At 63.4% G+C, this 21,506-nt stretch carries 17 protein-coding genes and 2 tRNA genes; 15 read left to right on the plus strand and 4 right to left on the minus strand.

Features of this window, described 5'->3' with window-relative positions; all coding sequences use genetic code 11:
• Positions 1-10: 10 nt before the first annotated feature.
• Both CZ203_RS13705 and recQ read right to left on the minus strand, forming a co-directional pair.
• Entirely contained in the window at positions 11-1,144 is a 1,134-nt protein-coding gene (locus tag CZ203_RS13705) for an anaerobic sulfatase maturase (RefSeq protein ID WP_087066692.1), read from the minus strand.
• Positions 1,145-1,588: 444 nt separating this feature from the next.
• The gene (recQ, locus tag CZ203_RS13710; RefSeq protein ID WP_087066694.1) at positions 1,589-3,418 is read right to left on the minus strand and encodes a DNA helicase RecQ; all 1,830 of its coding nucleotides are present in this window, start codon (positions 3,416-3,418) and stop codon (positions 1,589-1,591) included.
• Between the two features lie 170 nt (positions 3,419-3,588).
• Here recQ and CZ203_RS13715 point away from each other — a divergent pair, with 170 nt between their 5' ends.
• The 11 genes from CZ203_RS13715 to CZ203_RS13765 all read left to right on the plus strand — a co-directional run bounded on the left by CZ203_RS13715 (position 3,589) and on the right by CZ203_RS13765 (position 17,460).
• The gene (locus tag CZ203_RS13715; protein WP_087066696.1) at positions 3,589-4,461 is read left to right on the plus strand and encodes a YitT family protein; all 873 of its coding nucleotides are present in this window, start codon (positions 3,589-3,591) and stop codon (positions 4,459-4,461) included.
• Positions 4,462-4,668: 207 nt separating this feature from the next.
• Positions 4,669-6,306, plus strand: a complete 1,638-nt coding sequence (locus CZ203_RS13720; RefSeq protein ID WP_159456540.1) for an efflux RND transporter periplasmic adaptor subunit — start codon at positions 4,669-4,671, stop codon at positions 6,304-6,306.
• Positions 6,307-6,317: 11 nt separating this feature from the next.
• Positions 6,318-7,058 carry an ABC transporter ATP-binding protein gene (locus tag CZ203_RS13725; RefSeq protein WP_087066700.1) on the plus strand — a complete coding sequence of 247 codons (741 nt, stop codon included), beginning with the start codon at positions 6,318-6,320 and terminating at the stop codon, positions 7,056-7,058.
• A complete protein-coding gene (locus CZ203_RS13730; RefSeq protein WP_087066702.1) occupies positions 7,055-8,227 on the plus strand; it encodes an ABC transporter permease in 1,173 nt (390 codons plus the stop codon). Before CZ203_RS13725 ends, CZ203_RS13730 begins: the two co-directional genes overlap by 4 nt.
• Positions 8,228-8,239: 12 nt before the next feature.
• On the plus strand, positions 8,240-10,087 hold the full coding sequence (locus tag CZ203_RS13735) for an S-layer homology domain-containing protein (RefSeq protein ID WP_159456541.1): 1,848 nt from the start codon (positions 8,240-8,242) through the stop codon (positions 10,085-10,087).
• 55 nt (positions 10,088-10,142) lie between these two features.
• Complete coding sequence (locus CZ203_RS13740; protein WP_200809490.1) at positions 10,143-10,841, plus strand: response regulator transcription factor; 699 nt, start codon at positions 10,143-10,145, stop codon at positions 10,839-10,841.
• On the plus strand, positions 10,834-12,147 hold the full coding sequence (locus tag CZ203_RS13745) for a HAMP domain-containing sensor histidine kinase (RefSeq protein WP_087066709.1): 1,314 nt from the start codon (positions 10,834-10,836) through the stop codon (positions 12,145-12,147). Before CZ203_RS13740 ends, CZ203_RS13745 begins: the two co-directional genes overlap by 8 nt.
• A 290-nt stretch (positions 12,148-12,437) precedes the next feature.
• The gene (locus tag CZ203_RS13750) at positions 12,438-13,127 is read left to right on the plus strand and encodes a response regulator transcription factor (RefSeq protein WP_087066711.1); all 690 of its coding nucleotides are present in this window, start codon (positions 12,438-12,440) and stop codon (positions 13,125-13,127) included.
• A complete protein-coding gene (locus CZ203_RS13755; RefSeq protein ID WP_087066713.1) occupies positions 13,124-14,353 on the plus strand; it encodes a sensor histidine kinase in 1,230 nt (409 codons plus the stop codon). Before CZ203_RS13750 ends, CZ203_RS13755 begins: the two co-directional genes overlap by 4 nt.
• A 66-nt stretch (positions 14,354-14,419) precedes the next feature.
• Positions 14,420-15,103, plus strand: a complete 684-nt coding sequence (locus CZ203_RS13760) for an ABC transporter ATP-binding protein (RefSeq protein WP_087066715.1) — start codon at positions 14,420-14,422, stop codon at positions 15,101-15,103.
• A complete protein-coding gene (locus CZ203_RS13765; RefSeq protein WP_087066717.1) occupies positions 15,100-17,460 on the plus strand; it encodes an ABC transporter permease in 2,361 nt (786 codons plus the stop codon). Before CZ203_RS13760 ends, CZ203_RS13765 begins: the two co-directional genes overlap by 4 nt.
• A 174-nt stretch (positions 17,461-17,634) precedes the next feature.
• Here the strand turns inward: CZ203_RS13765 and CZ203_RS13770 are convergent.
• A tRNA-Ser gene (locus tag CZ203_RS13770) sits at positions 17,635-17,725 on the minus strand.
• Between the two features lie 37 nt (positions 17,726-17,762).
• Positions 17,763-17,851, minus strand: a tRNA-Ser gene (locus CZ203_RS13775).
• 330 nt (positions 17,852-18,181) lie between these two features.
• Between CZ203_RS13775 and CZ203_RS14325 the strand changes: the two genes are divergently transcribed.
• The 4 genes from CZ203_RS14325 to CZ203_RS13800 all read left to right on the plus strand — a co-directional run bounded on the left by CZ203_RS14325 (position 18,182) and on the right by CZ203_RS13800 (position 21,505).
• Positions 18,182-19,522 carry a M28 family peptidase gene (locus tag CZ203_RS14325; protein ID WP_456236207.1) on the plus strand — a complete coding sequence of 447 codons (1,341 nt, stop codon included), beginning with the start codon at positions 18,182-18,184 and terminating at the stop codon, positions 19,520-19,522.
• Positions 19,429-20,229, plus strand: coding sequence for an MATE family efflux transporter (locus CZ203_RS14990; RefSeq protein ID WP_207651271.1), 801 nt, complete (start codon positions 19,429-19,431; stop codon positions 20,227-20,229). Before CZ203_RS14325 ends, CZ203_RS14990 begins: the two co-directional genes overlap by 94 nt.
• 126 nt (positions 20,230-20,355) lie before the next feature.
• On the plus strand, positions 20,356-20,670 hold the full coding sequence (locus CZ203_RS13795) for a DUF4190 domain-containing protein (RefSeq protein ID WP_087066726.1): 315 nt from the start codon (positions 20,356-20,358) through the stop codon (positions 20,668-20,670).
• Between the two features lie 52 nt (positions 20,671-20,722).
• On the plus strand, positions 20,723-21,505 hold the full coding sequence (locus tag CZ203_RS13800) for a prolipoprotein diacylglyceryl transferase (RefSeq protein ID WP_087066728.1): 783 nt from the start codon (positions 20,723-20,725) through the stop codon (positions 21,503-21,505).
• Position 21,506 lies beyond the last annotated feature (1 nt).

Genomic DNA, 21,506 nt, shown 5'->3' on the forward strand with positions numbered 1-21,506 from the left:
ATATATAGGTTTATCGGGGGGCGGTGCGGCGCTGGAGGATGCGGCGGGCGGCGTCCATAAATTGTGCCTCCCGCGCGGAAAAAAAGGCGCGGATGGCTTCGCAATAGAAGTTGAGCGGCGCGTCCCCGTCCGCCTGGGGGACGCGGTCGCGCCGGCAACCGTTCCGGCATAGCGCGCCCCACCGGCATGCACGGCACTGCTGGGGGATGGGGTGGGAGCTGGCAAGGAACCGTTTGGCTGTATCGCAGGCGCCCAACGTTTCCAGCGGATGGTCCCCCAGCGTGCCCAGCCGCCATTCGTCGTAGACATAGAAGTCGCAAGGGTACACGCCGCCGTCACCTTCGACCACGAACTGGATGCTGCATTTCCCGCACATGTTGCACGCTTCGGGCGCGTCGCCCAGCGCGAGCAGCAACCAGTTGTCCAAGTGACGGATGCTGACATAATCGCCCCGTATAAAGTCGGCATACCACAGGTCGAAAATACGGATCAGGAACTCGCCGTATTCTTTGACGGAAAGGTGGTACGGTTCGCTCCCGCGCGCCTGGCCGAGCGGTTCAAGGCAGGGGATGAACTGGAGGTAACGGAAACCCTGCTTGCGGTAAAAATGGTATATTTTTTCGATCGCCTTGGCGTTCGCACCGGTAACGACGCACAAGATGTTATATTCGACCTGATAGCGGTCAAACAGACGGGCGGCGTGCATCACGCGGTTCCATGTGCCCTTGCCATCCGCGGTAACGCGGTTGCGGTTGTGGATGTCCGCCGGGCCGTCAAGCGACAGCCCGACAAGGAAATGCTCGTCATGCAAAAACTGCGCCCACGCTTCGTCGATCAGCAGGCCGTTGGTCTGCAAGGCGTTGGAGACCCTGACACCGTCCCGGGCGTATTTTCGCTGCAACGCGACGGCTTTTTGATAAAAAGGCAGCCCCGCCAGCGTGGGCTCGCCGCCCTGGAAGGCGAAGGAACAAAGCGTATCGGCGTATTCCAATCCGCTGCGGATCAGGTTTTCAAGCATTTCATCCGAAAGCATGCCCTCAAAAGCGGTTTCACGGGCTTCGGCGATGGCATGGTAAAAGCAGTACCGGCAACGCATATTGCAGGCGGAAGAGGCCGGTTTGGTGAGCAGGTTGATTGACGGCATAATGGGTACCCTCCTGTGAGCTACACTTTCATTTTATTATAAACGCAAACGTGCGGCGGGACAAGTGCATTGCAGCAAGCGGGAGACAGGGAGGGCGTCTCCTGCTTCCGCTTCCCGGCAGAAGCCGCGGGCGGCGGCTTTTTTGCCCGCAAGGGAAAAGGCGGCCAGGGGATGCACAGTTATGCTTGCGGCGGCGTAGGATAAAGCAGATGGGCGAGGCTACATATCTCAGATAAAGGAGGGGAAATGTATGTGCTGCCCGTCTAACAGATGCCGTTGCTGCTGCTGTTGCTGCCATTGCTGCCGCTGCTGTTGCAACTGCAACAATAACGGATCGAATAGCGATAATGCGTCCCGCTGGCGTTGCCGCTGGGTACGCGTCTGCTACCGCGTTTAATGGGAACGGCCCCCACGGTTTACCGTGGGGGCCTGCCATTGCCGGCGTTAATTTGCCGGCGCAGATAGGTGTTCTTTGATGCAGGCGAGGAACGCCTCCCCGTATTTGTCCGCCTTGGACTGGCCTACGCCCGATACGGACAGGAACTCTTCCCGGTTTTCGGGCAGCTTGCGGCACATGTCCGCGAGCGAGGCGTCCGTAAAGACCGTGTAGGCCGGGCGGCCGCCCCGCGTGGCAATCTGCTTGCGGAGCTGCTTGAGCGCATCCATCAGCGCGCCGGACGGGGCTTCGGCGCGCGCGGCCTTGCGCGGCGCCATATCCTGCGGTACGCGGATGATGAAAGGGCCGCGCGCACGGATAATCTCATCCGACCGCGGGCACAGGGTTACCACCGGGTATTCGCCCTCGGAAACGGACAGGTATCCCGCGCCGATCAGGCGGTCGAGCAGGTAGCGGATGCGGCGCACCGGCATTTCCTGCATGATCCCGTAAGTGGACAAGGTGTCGAACCCGGCCTCCAGGATACGTTCCGTGCGCGCGCCGTGCAGGATATCGGCAATCAGCGCCTTGCCGACCGTGCGGCGGCGCTCGGCCAGGCGGTAGACGCAGGAGACGATCTTTTGCGCGTCGATGGTCGCGTCCACGGTTTCAAACTGCGTATTGCAGTTTGAACAGTTGCCGCAATAGCCCTGCGTATGTTCCCCGAAGTAGCGCAGGATGAAATGGCGCAGGCAATCGGTCGTGGCGCAGTAAAACGCCATCTGCCGCAGGCGTTCGCGTTCGCGCTCCAGCACGGTGCGGCGGGTCTCCTCGTCGAGCGCCTCATCCGCGTCCCGGCTGTGCTCGATGAAAAACTGCCCGGTGCGCACGTCCTGCGGGCTGTAAAGCAGGATGCAGTCCGCGGGGGAACCGTCGCGCCCGGCGCGGCCGGCCTCCTGGTAATAGCTTTCCATGTTTTTGGGCATGTTGTAATGGATGACGAACGCCACGTTGGATTTGTCGATGCCCATGCCGAAGGCGTTCGTCGCGACCATGACCGTCCGGCGGTCAAAGAGGAAGTCCTCCTGGCTCCGGCGGCGGCTGTCCGCGTCCATGCCCGCATGGTAACAGGCCGCGTCGAAACCCCAGCCGCACACCAGGGCGGCGACCTCCTCGACGGACTTGCGCGTCGCGCAGTAGACGATGCCGCTCAGGCCGCGGCGGCCTTCCAGCAGCTTTTTAAGGGCGGCGGGCTTGTTGACCGGGTGCTGTACCTCAAAATAGAGGTTTGGGCGGTCAAAGCCCGTCGTAAGGGTGAGCGGCTCGTGCAGGCCAAGGAGCTGCGCGATGTCCGCGCGCACATCGGCTGCCGCCGTCGCGGTAAACGCGCCGAGGACGGGGCGGGCGGGAAGCTGACGGAGGAAATCCGGGATGCGCAGGTAGCTCGGCCGGAAGTCCTGCCCCCACTGGGAGATACAGTGCGCCTCGTCGACCGCGACGAGCGGGATGGGGACGCGCTGGGCAAGCGCCAGGAAGGCGGGCGTGTCCAGGCGCTCCGGCGCGACATAGAGCAGGCGGTACTGCCCCTGCGCTGCGCGGCGGAGCACCGTGGACTGCTGCGCGGGGGTCAGGGTGCTGTTGAGGTAGGCGGCGGGCACGCCGGATTCGCGCAGCGCATTCACTTGGTCGGCCATCAGGGAGATCAGGGGCGAAATGACGAGGGTGACACCGGGCAGCAGCAGGGCGGGCACCTGGTAGCACAGCGACTTGCCCGCGCCAGTCGGCATCACGCCGAGCACGTCCCGCCCGGCGAGGAGCGTGTCCACAAGCTCGGCCTGCCCGGGGCGGAAATCGTCGTAGCCAAAATATTGTTGTAGTATTTGCCGTGCATCGGCCATAGGGAAAGGCTCCTTTGCGGTTAAAATAGGCGCGCGCGGCGCCAAACGGATACCATTATGATATCACAAATCCGCACGCGGCAGTAGACCTAAAAATGCAAAAATCGCGGCGTTTGCCTGTACACGGCGCGAGAGGGATGGTATGATATGGGTATCAGGGAGGTGGGGGAATGAAAAAGACAGGTCCCGGCATCCGGTGGGGGCGTGAAATCCGGCGGTTGCTGCTGATCACCCTGGCTTCGGTCGTGATGGCGGTCAATATCAAGAGCTTTGTCGACGCGGGCGGGCTGTTCCCCGGCGGCTTCAACGGCCTGACGCTGCTGATCCAGCGCAGCGCGGCGCGCTTTGCCGGGCTTTCGCTGCCGTTTACGGTGATCAACCTTGTGCTGAACGCCATCCCGGCCGCGGTCAGCTTCCGGTTTATCGGCCGGCGCTTCTCGGCCTATTCGTGCTACATGATCGTCCTGACGAGCGCGCTGACCGACCTGCTGCCCTCCATCCCGATCACGAATGACGTGCTGCTGATCTGTATTTTCGGCGGCCTGATCAACGGCTTCGCCATTAGCCTGTGCCTGATGGGGCGCGCGACCAGCGGCGGCACGGACTTTATTGCCGTTGCGCTGTCGCAGCAGCGTAATGTGGACGCATGGAACTATATTTTCATGGGGAACGTCGTCATGCTGCTCATCGCGGGCGCGATGTTCGGCTGGGACAAGGCGCTTTATTCGATCATCTTCCAGTTTGCGTCTACGCAGATCGTGCACATGCTCAACCTGCGTTACCAGCGCGTGACGCTGCTGATCATCACGAACCAATCCGAATCGGTGTACCAGCAGATCCGCAACACGCGGCACAGCGCCACGCTGTTCCGGGGCGTCGGCCTTTATAACGGCGAGGAGCGCACGATGCTGTACACCGTCATCACGAAGGACCAGGTCAAGGGCATCCTGCGGCAGGTGCGGCAGGCAGACCCGCACGCTTTTATCAACCAGATCCGCACCGACCAGGTCAGCGGCAATTTTTATCAGGAGCCGAACGATTGACGGGCGGCCAAAGGCGTATGAAGGGCAGCGGTTTTACCGCTGCCCTTTGCGCGTCCCGGCCTGTTTGCGCGCCCGACTGCCCGCTTTCTAAAGGTTCCTTAAGAATACTTAAAAACTATGGCGGAAAAAAGTACCTTTCCGTATAATACACAGCATTAAGGGACACCCCCTGCGATGGGAATGTACGATACAGAGAGGTATGATACGATGAAATTTTTAAAGAAGGAAAAAGCGCAGGACGGGGCGGCTCCCGCAAAACGCCGTTCCCGCCGCATCACGGCGCTCGTCCTCGCGGCGGTGCTGGTCGCCGGGGGCGCGGCGGGCGTTATGCACTTGGTAACGCCCAAAGGCACAGACGCCGGCGGGGCGCAGGCCGTGCCGGTTACCCGCCAGAGCCTGATCCGTACGCTGACCGGCACCGGTACGCTCGCGCCGGCCGAGCAGTTTAAGATCACCCCGCTCGTCACGGGGAAGGTGCTGGAATGCACCTTTGAGGAAGGGGACACGGTGCAAAAGGGGCAACTCCTTTACCGGATCGACCCGAGCGAGGCCAACAAGAATATTGAGCAGGCACAGCTTTCCCTGCGGCAGGCGCAGCTGGCCGCGGGGCAGCAAGCCGAGGAACTGGGCAAGGCCACCGTCCGCGCGGAGGAATCCGGCGCGGTGACCGAGGTCTTTGTCAAGGTGGGCGAGCAGGTCGAGGCGGGCGCCAAGATTGCCACCATCCGCAACAGCGCGGTAATGCTGCTCACCGTGCCCTTCAACGCCACGGACGCCGCGGGCTTCCGCGTGGGGCAGGCCGCGTCGGTCACGGTAAACGGAAACTTCCAGACGGTGGCGGGCACGGTCAAGGAGGTTGACGCCGCCGAGACCGTGGGCGAGGGGTTCCAGGTCACGCGCAACGTGACGATATCCATCCCGAACCCGGGCGCGCTCTCCCCCGCCGCTTCCGGCACCGCGGTGATCGGCGGCGTGGCGGGCAATGGCGGGGCAGCCTTCGCGTACAGTGCGGAAAGCACGGTGACCGCGGGCGTGTCCGGCAAGGTTGCCCGGCTCGAGGTCAGGAAGGGCGGGAAGGTGGCCGCGGGCGACGTGGTCGCGCGGCTTTCCAGCACCGCGCTGCAAAACCAGCAGGAAAATAACTCGATCGCCATCCAGCAGGCCGAGGTAAACCTGATGAACGCGCGGGCGGGGCTGGATCATTTTAATATCACCGCCCCGATTTCGGGTACGGTGGTCAGCCGCGAGGTCAAGGCCGGGGACTCCCTCGGGAGCGGTTCCGGCACCAACTCCATGGCGGTCATTTACGACCTGTCCGCGCTGGTCTTTACGATCCCGCTCGACGAGCTGGACGTGAGCAAGGTTTCCGTGGGGCAGGCCGTCACGGTGCGCGTCGACGCGCTCGACGGGCGCACGTTCGACGGCACGGTCACCAAAATCAGCATGGCGGGCAATACCGAAAAGGGCAAGACCGCCTATCCGGTCACCGTGAAAATCGAAAATCCCCCGAAAGAGCTGCTCCCCGGCATGAACGTAAACGCCGCCATCGTGGTGGCCAAGGCGGATAACGCGCTGGCCGTGCCGGTTGCGGCCGTGCAGTATGGGGATGTGGTGTATGCCCGCAACAAGGCGGGCGGGGACTATCCGCCGGAGGACGGCGTGCCCCAGGGCTTCCACAGCGTCAAGGTGGGAACCGGCGTATCCGACGGCGACCACGTGGAAATCAAGGCCGGCCTGGAGGAAGGCGACGAAGTGTTTGTGCCGGCAGAAGCCCCGCCCTCGCCTGATCCCGGCGGTATGGGCGAAGGCGGCGAAATGGGCGGCGATGAGCTTATGCTGGGCTAAGGAGGCACACAATGAAAATCCATGACGTCAATACCCTGATTGAGTTTGAAAAAATAGATAAGATTTATCAAATGGGCGATTCCGAGGTCCGTGCGGCCGACGGCGTTTCCTTCAAGATCTGCAAGGGCGAGTTTGTGGCGATCGTCGGGCAGTCCGGTTCGGGCAAGTCCACCTGTATGAATATCATCGGCTGCCTGGACGTGCCCACCCATGGGCACTATTACCTGAACGGGCGGGATACCGCCACGCTGGACAAGAATGAGCAGGCGGAGTTCCGCAATAAAATGCTTGGCTTCGTGTTCCAGCAATATAACCTGCTGCCCAAACTGAGCGTGCAGGAAAACGTGGAACTCCCGCTGCTGTACGCGCGCATCCCCCCGGCGGAGCGTGCCCGCCGCGCCCGGGAAGCGCTCGCGCGGGTAGGGCTGGAGGGCAAATGCAAGAACCTGCCGAGCCAGCTCTCCGGCGGCCAGCAGCAGCGCGTATCCATCGCCCGCGCGCTGGCGGGCGACCCGTCGGTCATCCTCGCCGACGAACCGACCGGCGCGCTCGACAGCCGCACGAGCCGGGAAGTGCTCGATTTCCTCAAAAACCTGAACGCGGGCGGCAACACCATCGTCCTGATCACGCACGACAACGGCATCGCGGCCGAGGCGCAGCGCATTATCCGCCTGCAGGACGGCCGCGTGGTCTATGACGGCCCGGCGGTCGACGCGGCGCGCGTACAGTTTGCGGAAGGGGTGGTCGGATGAGCCTCCGCCAGTCCCTGCACATGGCGCTCAAGAGCCTTGCGGGCAGCAAGCTCCGTTCGCTGCTGACCATGCTCGGCATCATCATCGGCGTGGCGTCGGTCATCATCCTGGTATCCATTATGCAGGGCATGTCGCAGCAGATGCTGTCCGAGTTTACCAAGATGGGGACAAACCGCCTGGAGGTGTCCATCTTTGGGCTAGGGGAATCGTCCCGCACGGTAGGCGTGGCCGACCTCGAGGGGCTTTACCGCGGGCACCGGGATGTTTTTGGGTCGATGAGCCCGCGTGTGGATGTATCGGCGGGCGTATCCGTCGGTACCAAGGTGTATCCCTCCACCAAGTTGGCCGGCGTAAGCGAGCAGTACCAGCAGGTGGAAAAGCTGGAGATGGGCGCAGGGCGGTTCCTGGGCTATATGGACGTCAAGGAGCGCGGCAAGGTCTGCGTCGTGGGGCCGTACCTGGCCCGCACGGCGTTCGGCGGCAAGGCTGTCGGGCAGGCCGTCAAGATCAACGGCGACGCGTATACCATCGTGGGCGTACTGGCGCAGCGGGGCAACGGCAGCCGCGGGTCGGAGGACGACCAGATCCTGCTGCCCTACTCCCAGGCGCGGCAGCTCGGCGGCACGGTATCAAGCTTTGTCTTCGCCACAAAGGACGCCTCGCAGAACCGCGAAGGCAGGCGTATCCTGCAGGAAATGCTGTACGGCGTGTACCGCAGCAACGACGCCTTTTACATTATGGATAACCAGCAAATCGTAAATTCGGTCAATAAGATGAACGGTACGCTGACCATGGTGCTCGTGGGCGTAGCGGCGATTTCGCTGCTGGTCGGCGGCATCGGCATCATGAATATCATGCTGGTCTCCGTCACCGAACGCACCCGTGAAATCGGCATACGCAAATCCCTGGGTGCGAAGGAACGGGACGTTTTAAACCAGTTTATCATCGAATCGGCTGTGACCTCCACCGTCGGCGGCCTGCTCGGCATTGCGGTCGGCGTCGCCGGCACGTTTGCGGCCGGGATCATCATGAAGATGGCGATGGCGCCCGCGCTGGACGCGGTAGCCGTATCCTTCGGGATTTCCGTCATCATCGGCGTGTTTTTTGGATTTATGCCCGCCAGGAAGGCGGCGCAGATGAACCCCATCGACGCGCTCAAATACGATTAAAGGAGAATGAAGATGAAAAGGATGCTTTCCGCCGTGCTGTGCGCGGCGACGGCGCTTACGCTGCTCGTGCTGCCCGCACAGGCGGCCGAAGCCCCGGAGACGGTGCGCAGGGTGGCGGTAGAAATGGGCGTTATGGACGCAGGGGAGGCAAATTTCACCCGCCCGGTGACCCGGGGCGAGTTTGCCAAAATGCTGGTTTCCGCTTCGGCGCGCAAGGGCACGGTTTCCCCCACGGGCAACGCCTCCCCGTACCGGGACGTCCCCTACACGCATGCCTATGCGAGCTATATCAAGACCGCGGTGCAGGAGGGCTGGATGACCGGCTACCTGGACGGCACCTTCCATCCTGGCCAGGCGGTCACAGCGGCGGAGGGCGCGACCGCGGTGCTCGCCCTCCTGGGTTATGGCAGCGGGGACTTTTCCGGCGGCTATCCCGACGGGCAGATGGCGCTCGCCCAGTCCATGGGGCTGTCCGACGGCGTGCACGCCGCCGCGTTATCCGGCCTGACGCTGTCCGACTGTACCTACCTGTTCTATAACTTGCTGGGGGCGAAGGCCAAAGGGGGCGATAAAAAGTATGCCGAGGTGGCCGGCTATAAGGTGGATAAGGACGGCAAGCCGGATGTAGGCGCGATGCTGCAGCCCGCCACCGAGGGGCCGTTCGTGGTGCCGGCGGGCGGCGCGCAGGGCATGTTGCCGTTTACGCCCGCGGCGGTGTACCGCAACGACACGGCGGCGGATGCGGACGCGATCCAGCCCTGGGACGTGCTCTATTACGCCAAGGGCAGCCGCACGGTGTGGGCATATGCGCGCAAGGTCTCTGGCACCTATGAAAAGGCCGCGCCCGACAAGGAGGCGCCCGAGGCCGTGACCGTGTCCGGCACGGAATACAAGGTCGGCGGCGCGGCGGCGAAAAGCCAGCTCGGCACCGGCGGCGGGCTTCCCATCGGCTCCGTGGTCACCCTGCTGCTTGGGCGCGGCGGGGAAGTGGCGGCCGCCTACGCGGCGGAAGCCCTCAGCACCGAGATCATCGGCGTGGTGACGGCGGCGGGCACCTCGCCCTATACGTCGGCCAACGGCGCGCCGTACGAGGCGGCCACCGTGACCGTGCTGGGGCTGGATGGGCAAAGCTATACCGTCAAGGCGGCGCAGAAGCGCAGCGTGGGCAGCCTCGTGCGCGTGAGCTTTCCCTCGGGGGGCGTTAAAATAGAGTCCCTCCGCCAGAACCAGGCCGTCATCGGCAAGGTGTCTGACAAGGGGCGCAGGGTGGGCCAATCGCCAGCCGCGCCCGATATACGCATCCTGGACGTTGCCGACGGCGCGGCCGTGAAGGTATACCTGAGCCGCCTGGACGGCTTGACCCTGCGCAGTGAAGATGTACTGTACAGTGAAAAGAACGCGGCGGGCGAGGTTTCCGCACTCATCCTCAAGGGGGTGACCGGCGACCAGTACCGCTACGGCGTCGTCCTTTCCGCGAAGGAGGAGAACGACGGCCAGTCCTTGCGCGCGGCATACCGTGTGCTGGTAAACGGGGAAACGACGGCTTACAGCCTGGCAGACCGCGTGCTCGGCGCAAAACCGGGGCCTGCGCGCATCGAAACGCAGGATGGCCAGCTAAAGCGCATCGTGCAGCTTGGCAAGGTAGACCGGGTAGACAGCATCAGCGGCGTGACGCTTAAGGGGGCGGGTGAGACGCATACCATCTGGGACAACGCCACGGCATATATCTATAAGGACCAGCAGTATCACAAGGCCGACCGCAACGAGCTGGACCCTGCGGTTTACAATATGAAGGCATATTATGACGCGCCGGACAGCGAGGGCGGGCGCATCCGCGTCATCGTCGCCACGCCGCGGTAGAAATTAGGCCGCGCTTGCGCTATAATGAGTAAAAAGGACGGAAGGGGTGGAGCATGTGGCAAAAACAAAAATCCTGTTTGCGGACGACGACCCGGAGATCCGCGAGGTCATCCGGCTGCTGCTGGCCAGCGAGGGCTATGAGGTGGTGGAGGCGGAAAACGGGGACGAGGCGGTCGCGAAAATGGACCCTTCGGTCGACCTGATCATCCTGGATGTGATGATGCCGGGGCGCTCCGGGATTGCGGCCTGCGCCGAAATCCGTAAGAACTCCACGGCGCCCATCCTGTTCCTGACCGCGAAAAGCCAGGATTCCGACAAGGCCATGGGGTTTTCCGCGGGGGCGGACGATTATCTCGCCAAGCCCTTTTCCTATGCGGAGCTGACCGCGCGCGTCAAAGCGATCCTACGGCGCTACCAGGTCTACCGCGGGAAAGGCGAGGCGGCGCAGGAGGCCGGTGCGGTCGCGCTGCCCGGCCTGTCCATCCGCGCCGACCGGAACGAAGTGCGGCATAACGGCGAACCGGTCGCCCTGACCGATTTGGAATACCGCATCCTGCTGCTGCTCGCGCAGAACCGCCGGCGCACCTTCAGCGCGCAGGAAATCTATGAGCGCATCTGGCAGGAGCCCTACTATTATAGCGGGAACAATACCATTATGGTACACATCCGCAACCTGCGCAAAAAGCTGGAGGATGACTCGAGGAACCCGCGCTACATAAAAAACGTGTGGGGGAAGGGGTACTGCATTGAATAAACGGTTCCATATCCGGAAGCTGGGCGCCGAACTAGTGCTGGGCGCGCTCATTGCGCTGCTGGCGGGGCTGTGCATCTACCTGCCGCTGCGCACAGGGCTGTATTCTATCCTCGACCAGCGGCTGAGCGACCCCGCCTATTATGAGCAAAGCGCCAGGAAAAGCGCGGGGCAGCTTCAGGATTACGCGGACGCGCACGGCCTGTCCATGACGGATCCCAAAGCCCTGGATACGTTCGTAAATACCATGCCCGGTCGTCTCCTGATGCTCTGGCAGGGAAACCGCCTTATCTACGCGACGGGCATGGTGATCGACGATGTTGGCATCACCAACGATACGGAGGCCGGCTATAGCCCCGGCCGGATGAGCTTCCCGATCCGGTTTTCAGACGGCACGGCGGTCGCGGAATTCTATTTCTACTTTGAAGAGTACTATTACCTCCTTGTAAACGTTGCGGCCGCCGCCGTGGCGGGCGTTGTGGTCGCGATTGTGCTCATCCTGCTGATCCGGCGCAAAACGGCCTATATCGCGCAGCTGGAACGGGAGCTGAAGATCCTGGAGGGCGGCGACCTGCACTACCAAATCACCGTACGCGGCAGCGACGAGCTGGCCAGCCTGGCGCAGGGGATCGACGATATGCGGCGCTCCATTATTGAGCGGGAACAGGGGGAGGCGGCGGCGCGCGCGGCAAACCACGCGCTGGTGACCGCGATGAGCCATGACCTGCGCTCCCCGCTGACGGCGCTCATCGGCTATCTGGATTTGATCTGCGGGGGCAAGTGCGACAGCCCGGAGCAGGAAAAGCATTTTATCGAGGTTGGCCGCCGCAAGGCCTACCAGATCAAGGCGCTGTCCGACAAGCTGTTTGAATACTTCCTGGTTTATGACACGACAAGCCGTACGGTCGGGCTGGAGGAGGTTGACGGGCGCGAACTGCTGAGCCAGGTGGTCGAGGAAGGCCTGTTCGACCTGGAGAGCGGGGGCTTCCAGATCGTGCGGGAGGGCGTGTGCCCGGCCTGCCGGCTGCGCGTCAATATCGGCCTGTTCCGCCGCCTGTTTACCAACCTGTTTACGAATGTTGAAAAGTACGCCGACCATAGGGCGGCGGTATCGGTCGGCTATGCGCAGGAAGGCGGCGGGCTGGTGGTCAGCCTCTGCAACCGCGTCGCCAAGGACAGCCGCAGGGTGGAGAGCACGGAGATCGGGCTGAAAACCTGCGAAAAGATCATGGAGGATCACGGCGGGCGATTTGAGGCCGTGCGGACGCAGGATGGGTTTTGCGCGCGAATGTGGTTCCCAGTAGATTAAAGGGACGGCCGGTGACCCGGGAAAATGAGGAAGCGACGGGGATGCGCCAATCGGATTGCATGGCAGTGCCATGCGGCGCTCCTATGCAACGTGTTTTCAAAAACGGTCCCCCGGATTGGATGGAAGAAGCCCCTGCGGCCATGAAAGGCCGCAGGGGCTTCTTGCCGCGCATCGCCAGGTGCATTTGACCGAGGGGCGCCTTACGGTTTTGTAAGCTTGCGCAAAAGTGCTGTGCGGCGGGCGGCTTTGCTGCTATAATGAGAAAAAACAAGCGTATGGAGGCGGAGACGATGGAAAAGCTGCTGCTATTGGAGGACGATATCAGCCTGGTCGATGGGCTGGAATACGCGCTGCGCAAAAACGGCTATGCGTTCGACGTCGCGCGGACGGTGCGGGAGGCGAAAGCCCTCTTGGAGCGCGGGGCGTATGACCTGCTGCTGCTTGACGTGGCCCTGCCGGACGGTACGGGCTTTTCCCTGTGCGAATGGTTGCGCGGGCGGGGCGGCAAGGCGCCGATCATTTTCCTGACGGCGGCGGACGAGGAAGTCAATATCATCCGCGGCCTGGATTGCGGCGGCGACGACTATATCACAAAGCCTTTCCGGATGGGCGAGCTGTTTTCGCGCATCCGCGCGCTGCTGCGCCGCACGGGCAAGGCCGAGGAGGGGCAAACCCTATGCAGCGGCGGCGTGACGGTCGACCTGCTGGGCGGGCGCGCATTGCTCCGGGGCAGGCCGCTCGAATTGACCCTGGGCGAGTACAAGCTGCTCTGCCTGCTGCTGCGCAATGCGGGTCGCGTCGTATCCCGGCAGCGTATTTTGGAGGCCTTGTGGGATCAGAACGGGAACTACGTGGATGACAACACGGTCTCCGTATATATCCGCCGCCTGCGCGAAAAGATTGAAGATAACCCATCGCAGCCAAGGCATCTGCGCACGGTGCGCGGTTTTGGATACCAATGGGACGGGGGGCAGGCATGAGCTTTTTACAGGACAGGCAGGCACGGCGGTACCTGTTTGCGGTTTCATGGGTGTGCGCGCTGGCCGTTATCCTGGGCGCCCTGTTTTGCATGGCGCAGGCGCGGGCGGCGGAACGGCTCCTGCTTACGCGGGAGCGGCAGGTCGCGGACGCGCTGCTTGGCAGCGCGGTGGCGCCGGAGGTCGTGGCGGCCGCTATTTCGCATGATGCGGACAGCGGGCGCGGGGCGGCCTTCCTGTCCCGGATAGGGCGTACGGCGCACACCCCGCCCCACCTGCTTCCCGCCCTGCGCGCGTTTGCGAGGCAGACGGCGGTGAGGCTGCTGGCGGGCGTCGCGCTGTGTGCGGCGGCGCTCCTGTTTGCCGCCCTGCGGTTCCTGCGCGGGTGGGAGCGCCGGTGCCAGAATGCGGAGCAGGCCGTCCGCCGTTTTGCATCCGGCGATTTTGGGACGCACCTGCCCCGCGTGGGGGAAGGCGCGTTCGCGCGGCTGTGCGCCGCGGTGGACGGCCTGGCCTCCGCGCTGCAATCCAAGGGGGAGGCGGAGCACCGGGCAAAGGAGTTCCTGAAGGACGCTATTTCGGATATCTCCCACCAGCTTAAAACGCCGCTTGCCGCCCTGCGGATGTATCAGGAGATCATACAAGGCGACGCCGGGGACGAGGCCGTGGTGGCGGCGTTTTCCGGGAAGATGGCCGGCGCGCTGGCGCGCATGGAGGGGCTGATCCAGGCGCTGCTCAAAATTACACGGTTGGATGCGGGCGGCATCGTGTTTGAAAAGGCGCGGGCCGATCTCCGGAGCCTGGCGAAGCGCGCCACGGCGGAGCTTGTGACGCGGGCGGCGCGGGAGCACAAGGCGCTTGCCCTGCGCGGCGACCCGGCGGCGTGGCTCCTGTGCGATCTGGATTGGACGGCGGAGGCTGTCGGCAACTTGGTCAAAAATGCGCTCGACCACACGGCGGCAGGCGGGCGGGTGGAGGTTTCCTGGGAACGCACCGCCGCGGTGACGCGTATAACGGTCACGGACGACGGGTGCGGCATCGCCCCGGAGGACATCCACCATATCTTCAAACGCTTTTACCGCAGCAGCCATTCGCTGGATACGCAGGGCGTAGGGCTGGGGCTGCCGCTTGCGAAAGCCATTATAGAAGGGCAGGGCGGCGCCCTGTGCGTGTGGAGCGCGCCGGGTATGGGCGCGCGCTTTACCGCCTCCTTCCTTACGGAACCGTAAGCTGGGATTCACTGGATTGTAAGCCGGGCGTGTTAAACTTCCCATATAAAGGAGGTTTCTTTTCAAATGGAAATTTTACAGGTAGAAAAGCTCTGCAAAACCTACGGCCAGGGGGAGACGCGCGTGGAAGCGCTGCGGGATGTGTCCCTGCGCCTGGAAAAGGGCGAGTTCGCGGCCGTGATCGGCGAGTCCGGCTCGGGGAAGAGCACGCTGCTCAATTGTATCGGCGGGTTGGACCAGCCCACCTCCGGGCGGGTGCTGCTGGACGGGCAGGACCTGTTTGCGATGAAGGAGCAGGAGCGCACGGTTTTCCGCCGCCGCAATATCGGTTTCGTGTTCCAGTCGTTCCAGCTTGTGGGCGAGCTGGATGTGGAGCAGAATATCGCATTCCCGATGCTGCTGGATTATCAAAGGCCGGATCAAAAGCGCGTTGAGGAGGTCTTGCAGGTGCTAGGGCTCTCCGACCGCCGCCGCCACCTGCCCAGCCAGCTTTCCGGTGGCCAGCAGCAGCGCGTGGCGATCGGGCGGGCGCTGATGATGAAGCCCATGCTCATCCTGGCCGACGAGCCGACGGGCAACCTGGACAGCAAAAACAGCCGGGACGTGATGGAGCTGCTGGTACAGGCTTCGCGCCGCTTCCAGCAGACCATCCTGATGATTACGCATAACGTAAACCTGGCCGCGGCCTGCGACCGCGTGCTGCGGGTGACGGACGGCGTGCTCTCCGATCTGGGCGGGGTGCGGGAATGAAACGCTATTTGGATTTGGTGCCGGTTGCCGCCCGGGCGCATAGGCGGCAAAACCGGATGTCGGTATTTTGCATCGTCCTGAGCGTGCTGCTCGTGACCGCGATTTTCGGCATGGCGGACATGTTTCTCCGCAGCCAGAAAATACAGTCCTACAAAACGGATGGCAACTGGCACGCAAACTTTCAAAACATCAGCGATACGGATGCCGCAATGATCGCGGCGCGGCCGGACGTGGCGGCGATGTCGTGGTACGATGCGGTCAACTATAAGGCGGAGCCGACGTATTCCATAAATGGTAAGACCGTGGCCATATGCGGCTTTGACGAGGATTTTTTGAGCGATATCTATATAGATACCGCGCTGACGGAGGGGCATTTCCCCACCGGCGGGCAGGAAGCGGTACTGACGCAGAACGCAAAGGAAACGCTCGGGCTGCGGCTGGGCGATACCGTGACGGTTAACATGCCGGAAGGCCGTACCCTGCCCCTGGCCGTGTGCGGCTTTGCGGACAATACCGCGATGATGCTGCGGTACGACTGCGTCGGGGTGTTCCTGTCCACGGGGCAGTTCCGCGCCATCCCGTGGGCGGACGCGGAGGGCGCGGCAGCGAACCCGGGGATGTATTACGTGCAGTTTACGCCTTACTGTAACATACAAAAGGCGATTGCGGATATCCAGTCCCAACTGCAAATCCCCGATGCGCAGGTAGGGCAGAACGTAAGGCTGCTCGGCGTGATGGGGCAGAGCGGCGACCCGATGATGCTGTGCCTCTATGCCACGGCAGGGGTGCTGTTTGTGCTCGTCCTCCTGGCTGGTATCATGATGATTGCGAGCAGCCTAAACAGCAATGTGGCGCAGCGCACGCAGTTTTTCGGGATGCTGCGCTGCATCGGCGCAACCCCCAAGCAGGTGATCCGGCTGGTGCGGTGCGAGGCGCTGTCCTGGTGCCAGTTCGCCATCCCGCTCGGCGTGGGCATTGGCGTCGTGCTGATTTGGGTGCTATGTGCGGTGTTGCGCGCACTCAGCCCCTACTTTTTCGCGGAGATGCCGGTGATTGCGGTTAGCGTCCCGAGTATCGCCGCAGGCGTGGTGGTCGGGCTGCTCACCGTGCTGCTGGCCGCCCGCGCGCCTGCGCGGCGTGCGGCGCGGGTATCACCCTTGACCGCGGTATCCGGCAACGCGGATGCGGCCGCGCCTGCCCGGCACGCGGTGGGCGCGAAGCGGCTGCATGTGGACACGGCGCTCGGCATCCATCACGCAATGGCCAGCCGTAAGAACTTTGCCCTGATGGTGGGTTCCTTTGCGCTCAGTATCGTGCTGTTCCTGTCCTTCTCCGCGCTAATCAGCTTTATGGACCATGCGGTTACGCCGCTGAACCCCGCCACGCCTGACCTGTCCATCATCAGCGCGGATAACACCCGCTCCGTGCGGGGCGGCCTTCTGGAAACGCTGGGGGAAAATCCGGCCGTCGCGCGTGTCTATGGCCGCATGTTTGCCTTTGATGTGCCCGCTGTTACCGGTGGGCAGGCGGGCACGGCCGACCTCATTTCCTATGACGCGCCCCAGTTCCGCTGGGCGGAGAAGGCCTTGCTGGAGGGTTCGGTGCAGGAAACGGAGCGGGGGACGGACGCCGTGCTGACGGTATATAGCCCGGAAAATCCGTTCCGGGTCGGCGATACCGTCACGCTGGACTGCAATGGGGCGTCCCACACCCTACGCGTCACGGGCATGCTGTCGGACAGCCCGTTTTCCAGCGGCAACGGCTTTGGGGACCTGATCTGTTCGGAGGGCACCTTCCGTCGGCTGATGGGGGACGGCGGCTATACGGTGATCGATATGCAGCTCACAGGCCGCGCCACCGATGCGGACGTGCAGGCGATCCGCGCGTTGGCGGGGGAGGGCGTCCGCTTTTCCGACCGTCGCGCGGGCAACGCGGAAGCGACCGGGGCGTATTTGGCGTTCGCGCTGTTCGTATACGGCTTTTTGGCGCTGATCGCCCTGATTACCGTGTGCAATATTATCAACAGCCTGGCCATGAGCGTATCTGCGTGGATGCGGCAATACGGCGCGATGCGGGCGGTCGGTATGGGCGGCCATCAGCTCGTGCGCATGGTCACGGCGGAGGCCGCGGCATACGCCGTGGCCGGGAGCGTGGCCGGCTGCATCCTTGGGCTGCCGCTGCACCGGTTCCTGTTTGAAAAAATGGTCTCCTTCCGTTGGGGCGACCCGTGGCAGGCGCCGCTGGGCGCGCTCGCCCTCATCGTCGCCATCGTAGCGGTGACGTCCTTTGCCGCGGTGCGCGGGCCGGCAAAGCGCATCCGGGAGCTGTCCATTGCCGATACCATCAGCGCGGAATAAGCAGTTTGCAAAATACGGCGGTAAGACGCAAAAAGGCGCGCATATGCCATGGCATATGCGCGCCTTTTTCCCCTGTGCCGGGAAGCATGGGGAAACAGCCTGAAACAGCGCGGCCCGTAAGGCTGCCTGAATACGTAAAAAAGAAAAGAAGCCTGATTTCTCAGACTTCTTTTTTGGCGGAGACGGAGAGATTTGAACTCTCGCGCCGATTTCTCGACCTACTCCCTTAGCAGGGGAGCCCCTTCACCAGCTTGGGTACGTCTCCACATGTCAAGTATATGGTTGGCTCCGCCAAAAAAAATTGGCGGAGAGGGTGGGATTCGAACCCACGCGCCCTTTCGGACAAACGGTTTTCAAGACCGCCTCGTTATGACCACTTCGATACCTCTCCGGATCCTTTGCCCGATAAGCAATTGTCATTTTATCATACGGATTACACGCTGTCAATAGTTTTTTTGCTGCGGATGACAGATGACGGAAAGGCCGGTTGCCCCTTTACGCGGGTGCTGCGGATATGGTACTCTTAAAGAAAAACGCCTTGCAAAGGCAGGCGGCGGAAGGGGATGGCAACATGCAATTTGAGCGGATTTATATGCAGCCCGACCGGGACGAGCGGATTATCGACGGCGTGCTCTGGGAGTTCCTCGGCCTGTGCGACATGCCGCACGGTTCGGGCAATGAGCAACAGGCCTCCGATTACCTGATGGACAGGCTCCGCCGCATGGGGCTGTCGCCGGTGCGCGACGACAGCCTGAACGTGATCGCGGACCTGCCGCCCACGCCGGGCTGCGAGGGCGCGCCGCTGACGGCGGTACAGGGGCATATGGACATGGTGTGCGCGGCCGCGCCGCACAGCGCGTTCAACGCGGCGCGCGACCCGGTGATTGCGCTGGTGCGCGACGGCTGCCTGTGTACGAACGGCGCGTCCTCGCTCGGCGCGGACTGCGGCATCGGCAACGCCGCCGCGCTTTACCTGCTTTCACATCCGAACACCGCGCATGGGCCGGTGCGCCTGCTGTTTACCACCGGCGAGGAGGTCGGCCTGAAGGGCGCGCTGCACATGGACAAAAAATACGTTTCGGATGTGCGCTACCTGATCAATACCGACGGCTTCCAGCAGGGCGACGTTGTCGTTTCCTCGTCCGGGGGGCGGCGCGAAACCTATCTGCGCCCCCTGCACACGGCCGTGCCGCCCGGCGACCGCGCCTGGCGGCTGTCGCTCGACGGCTTCCGCGGCGGCCACTCGGGGTATGATATCGACAAGGGGCGCGCCAACACGATCAAGCTCCTCAGCGTGTTCTTGACCGAACTGTCGCAGCGCGTGCCGTTTGCGCTCGCGTCGTTTGACGGCGGCACGGCGCACAACGCGATCCCATTCGCCAGCGAAGCCGTGCTGGTCGCGCCGTCGCGGTACGCGGAAGAGATGGAGCGCGCCGCGTTCACGTTCCAGCAGCGGGTTTCGGATATGTTCTCCGTTACCGACCCGGGTGGCCGGGTACGGCTGTCGCCCTGTGCGCTGCCGCCGCGCGTCTGGTCGGACGCGGACATGCGCGCCACGCTCGACCTTTGCATCCTGATCTATAACGGCGTCTACTCCATGGACGCCTACCTCCCCGGCCGGGTCGGCTCGTCCTCCAACCTGGGGCGCGTGACCGTTAACGGGAGCGGGCAGGTCGAGGTGCGCAGCATGGTGCGCTGCGCGGTCGGCGCCAACGAGGAGATCATCGCCATGCAGCACCGGCGTGCCGCGGCCATGGCCGGCTTTACCATGACGGTTGGCGGCTACAAAGGCTGGCCGGGCACGGCGGACAACCCGCTCGCGCAGCTTATGGATCGCGTCTATTACCGGCAGAACGNTCTTACATGGCGCATTTTGCGCCGGTTTTCCTGTTCTCCACCTTTTTGCAGGCTTTTGTACGCAACGACCGCGACCCCAAGCGCGCCATGGCCGCCGTGCTGGGCGGCGCGGTGCTCAATATCATTTTTGACTATATTTTTATTTTCCATCTCGGCATGGGGATGGCGGGCGGCGCGGCTGCGACCGTTATGGGCAATACGCTGACGGTACTGCTGCTGTTGACGCACTTCCTTTCGGCGGGGAACGGGCTGCGCTTTTCCCGCAAGGCCGTATCGCTCAAGATGCTCGGGCAGATCCTGCCGTGCGGCGCGCCCAGCTTCCTGATCGAGGGCGCGGCGGGCATAATCACCTTTTCGTTTAACCACCAGCTCCTGCGCTACATCGGGCGGGGCGGCGTCGTCATCTACAGCGTCATTGCCAACTGCGCGCTGGTATGCATGTCGCTCTTTAACGGCGTATCGCAGGCCGCCCAGCCCGTGCTTGCGGCAAACTACGGCGCGAAGCTGTATGGCCGTGTGTACGCGGTGCGCCGCATGGGGGTCTTGACCGTGCTGGCCTTCGGCGTGCTGCTGGCTTCGACGGCGTACTGGATGCCGCAGGTGCTGATCGGGCTGTTCGTCGAGCCGGACGCGGCGCTGCTGGCGGAGGGGGTGCCGGTGCTGCGCACCTATTTCCCGGCATTCGTGCCGATGGGGCTGAACCTGTTTTTCAGCACCTATTTCCAGTCCGTCGTACGGCCGGTGCCGTCGCTCACGGTGACCGTGCTGCGCGGCATCGCCCTGCCGCTGCTCTTTGTGCTTGCGCTCCCCGCGGTTTTCGGCGGGCAGGCCATCTGGCTGGCCGTGCCGCTTACCGAGCTTGCGACCCTCGTGGCCGGGCTGGTACTGCTGCGGCGCGTCCGCCTGGCCTGATAGGAAGTTCTTGACAAACAGGCGGAAAGCACGTATACTGACGGTGAGCTTTTGCGCGGATTTGCGCGAATCATAGGGGGGTGCCGCGTTTTGCGGCAGACGTCATCGTTGTAGGGGGATAAAAGTATGGAAAATAATCAGGCACCTATGAACCAGGCGCCGGGCGGGGACACGCCGGGCAAGAACGCGTCCATCGCCAGCATGGTGTGCGGCATCATCGGCGTGGTCTTCTGGTTCTTCGGGTATACGGCCATCGTGTCCGTGATCCTCGGCATCGTCGGCCTGGTGCTGGCGTCAAACGCAAAGAAGGAAGGCGCGGAGGGCGGCATCCAGACCGCGGGCTTCGTCCTGTCGCTGCTGTCCCTGATTTTCGGCGCGATTTTCTTTGTCGCCTGCGTGGCCTGCATCGGCGCGATCAGCGCGGCCGGCGCATTCAACTGAAAAGCGGGAAAGGGAGAGGCGCGCCTCTCCCTTCTTTTTTGGAGGTGTAGGAATGTTTCCCTATCTGACGGTGCTGGGCAGGACGGTGCCGGTTTACGCGCTCTGCGGGGTTGCGGGCGTGCTGCTCGGCTGGCTGTACACGGTGCTGCGGGGCGCGCGCCTTGGCCTTGACCGGGACGACTGCTGCTTCCTGTACCTCTATGGGGTGATCGGGATGCTCGCCGGGGCGCAGCTCCTGTATGCGCTCGTCAACCTGCCCGCCATGGCGGCGAATATGGTGCTCCTGCTGCGCGACCCGGTACGGTTCCTGCGCGCCTATGTGTTCGGCGGGCTGGTGTTTTACGGCGGCCTGTGCGGCGCGGTTGCAGGCGCGGCGCTCTATGCGCGGCGGTACCGGCTGCGCCTTGCGGGGTTCCTGCCCGCCGCAGTGCCCGCGGTGCCGCTGGCGCATGCGTTTGGCCGTGTCGGGTGCTTTATGGCCGGGTGCTGCTACGGCGTCCCCGCCCCGCCGCCGTGGGGGCTGTATTTTGACGCGTCGCCGGTTGCGCCGCACGGGACCGCCCTGCTGCCCGTGCAGCTTTACGAGGCTGCGGGAGACCTGGCCATTTTCGCGGTTCTGACGCGGTATGCGGCGCGCACCGGCCGGCCGGTGCGGGTGCTGGCGCTGTATTTGATCCTGTACGCCGTGCTGCGGTTTGCGCTGGAACGCTTGCGGTATGACGCTTACCGGGGGATTATCGGCCCGCTGTCGGTCTCCGGCTGGATCAGCGTGGGGCTTGCCGCCGCAGGGCTGGCGCTGTGGCGGCAAGCCAAGGCGGCCGCCCCGGCACAGTAAA

It is taken from the genome of Intestinibacillus massiliensis, assembly GCF_900155735.1.
GTDB lineage: Bacteria > Bacillota > Clostridia > Oscillospirales > Butyricicoccaceae > Intestinibacillus > Intestinibacillus massiliensis.

Coding starts and splice junctions, on each gene's coding strand:
- CZ203_RS13715 (WP_087066696.1), top strand. CDS start 3,589: ATGAAAAAGACAGGTCCCGGCATCCGGTGGGGGCGTGAAATCCGGCGG.
- CZ203_RS13705 (WP_087066692.1), bottom strand. CDS start 1,144: ATGCCGTCAATCAACCTGCTCACCAAACCGGCCTCTTCCGCCTGCAAT.
- recQ (WP_087066694.1), bottom strand. CDS start 3,418: ATGGCCGATGCACGGCAAATACTACAACAATATTTTGGCTACGACGAT.
- CZ203_RS13720 (WP_159456540.1), top strand. CDS start 4,669: ATGAAATTTTTAAAGAAGGAAAAAGCGCAGGACGGGGCGGCTCCCGCA.
- CZ203_RS13730 (WP_087066702.1), top strand. CDS start 7,055: ATGAGCCTCCGCCAGTCCCTGCACATGGCGCTCAAGAGCCTTGCGGGC.
- CZ203_RS13800 (WP_087066728.1), top strand. CDS start 20,723: ATGTTTCCCTATCTGACGGTGCTGGGCAGGACGGTGCCGGTTTACGCG.
- CZ203_RS13750 (WP_087066711.1), top strand. CDS start 12,438: ATGGAAAAGCTGCTGCTATTGGAGGACGATATCAGCCTGGTCGATGGG.
- CZ203_RS13760 (WP_087066715.1), top strand. CDS start 14,420: ATGGAAATTTTACAGGTAGAAAAGCTCTGCAAAACCTACGGCCAGGGG.
- CZ203_RS13755 (WP_087066713.1), top strand. CDS start 13,124: ATGAGCTTTTTACAGGACAGGCAGGCACGGCGGTACCTGTTTGCGGTT.
- CZ203_RS13795 (WP_087066726.1), top strand. CDS start 20,356: ATGGAAAATAATCAGGCACCTATGAACCAGGCGCCGGGCGGGGACACG.
- CZ203_RS13765 (WP_087066717.1), top strand. CDS start 15,100: ATGAAACGCTATTTGGATTTGGTGCCGGTTGCCGCCCGGGCGCATAGG.
- CZ203_RS13735 (WP_159456541.1), top strand. CDS start 8,240: ATGAAAAGGATGCTTTCCGCCGTGCTGTGCGCGGCGACGGCGCTTACG.
- CZ203_RS13725 (WP_087066700.1), top strand. CDS start 6,318: ATGAAAATCCATGACGTCAATACCCTGATTGAGTTTGAAAAAATAGAT.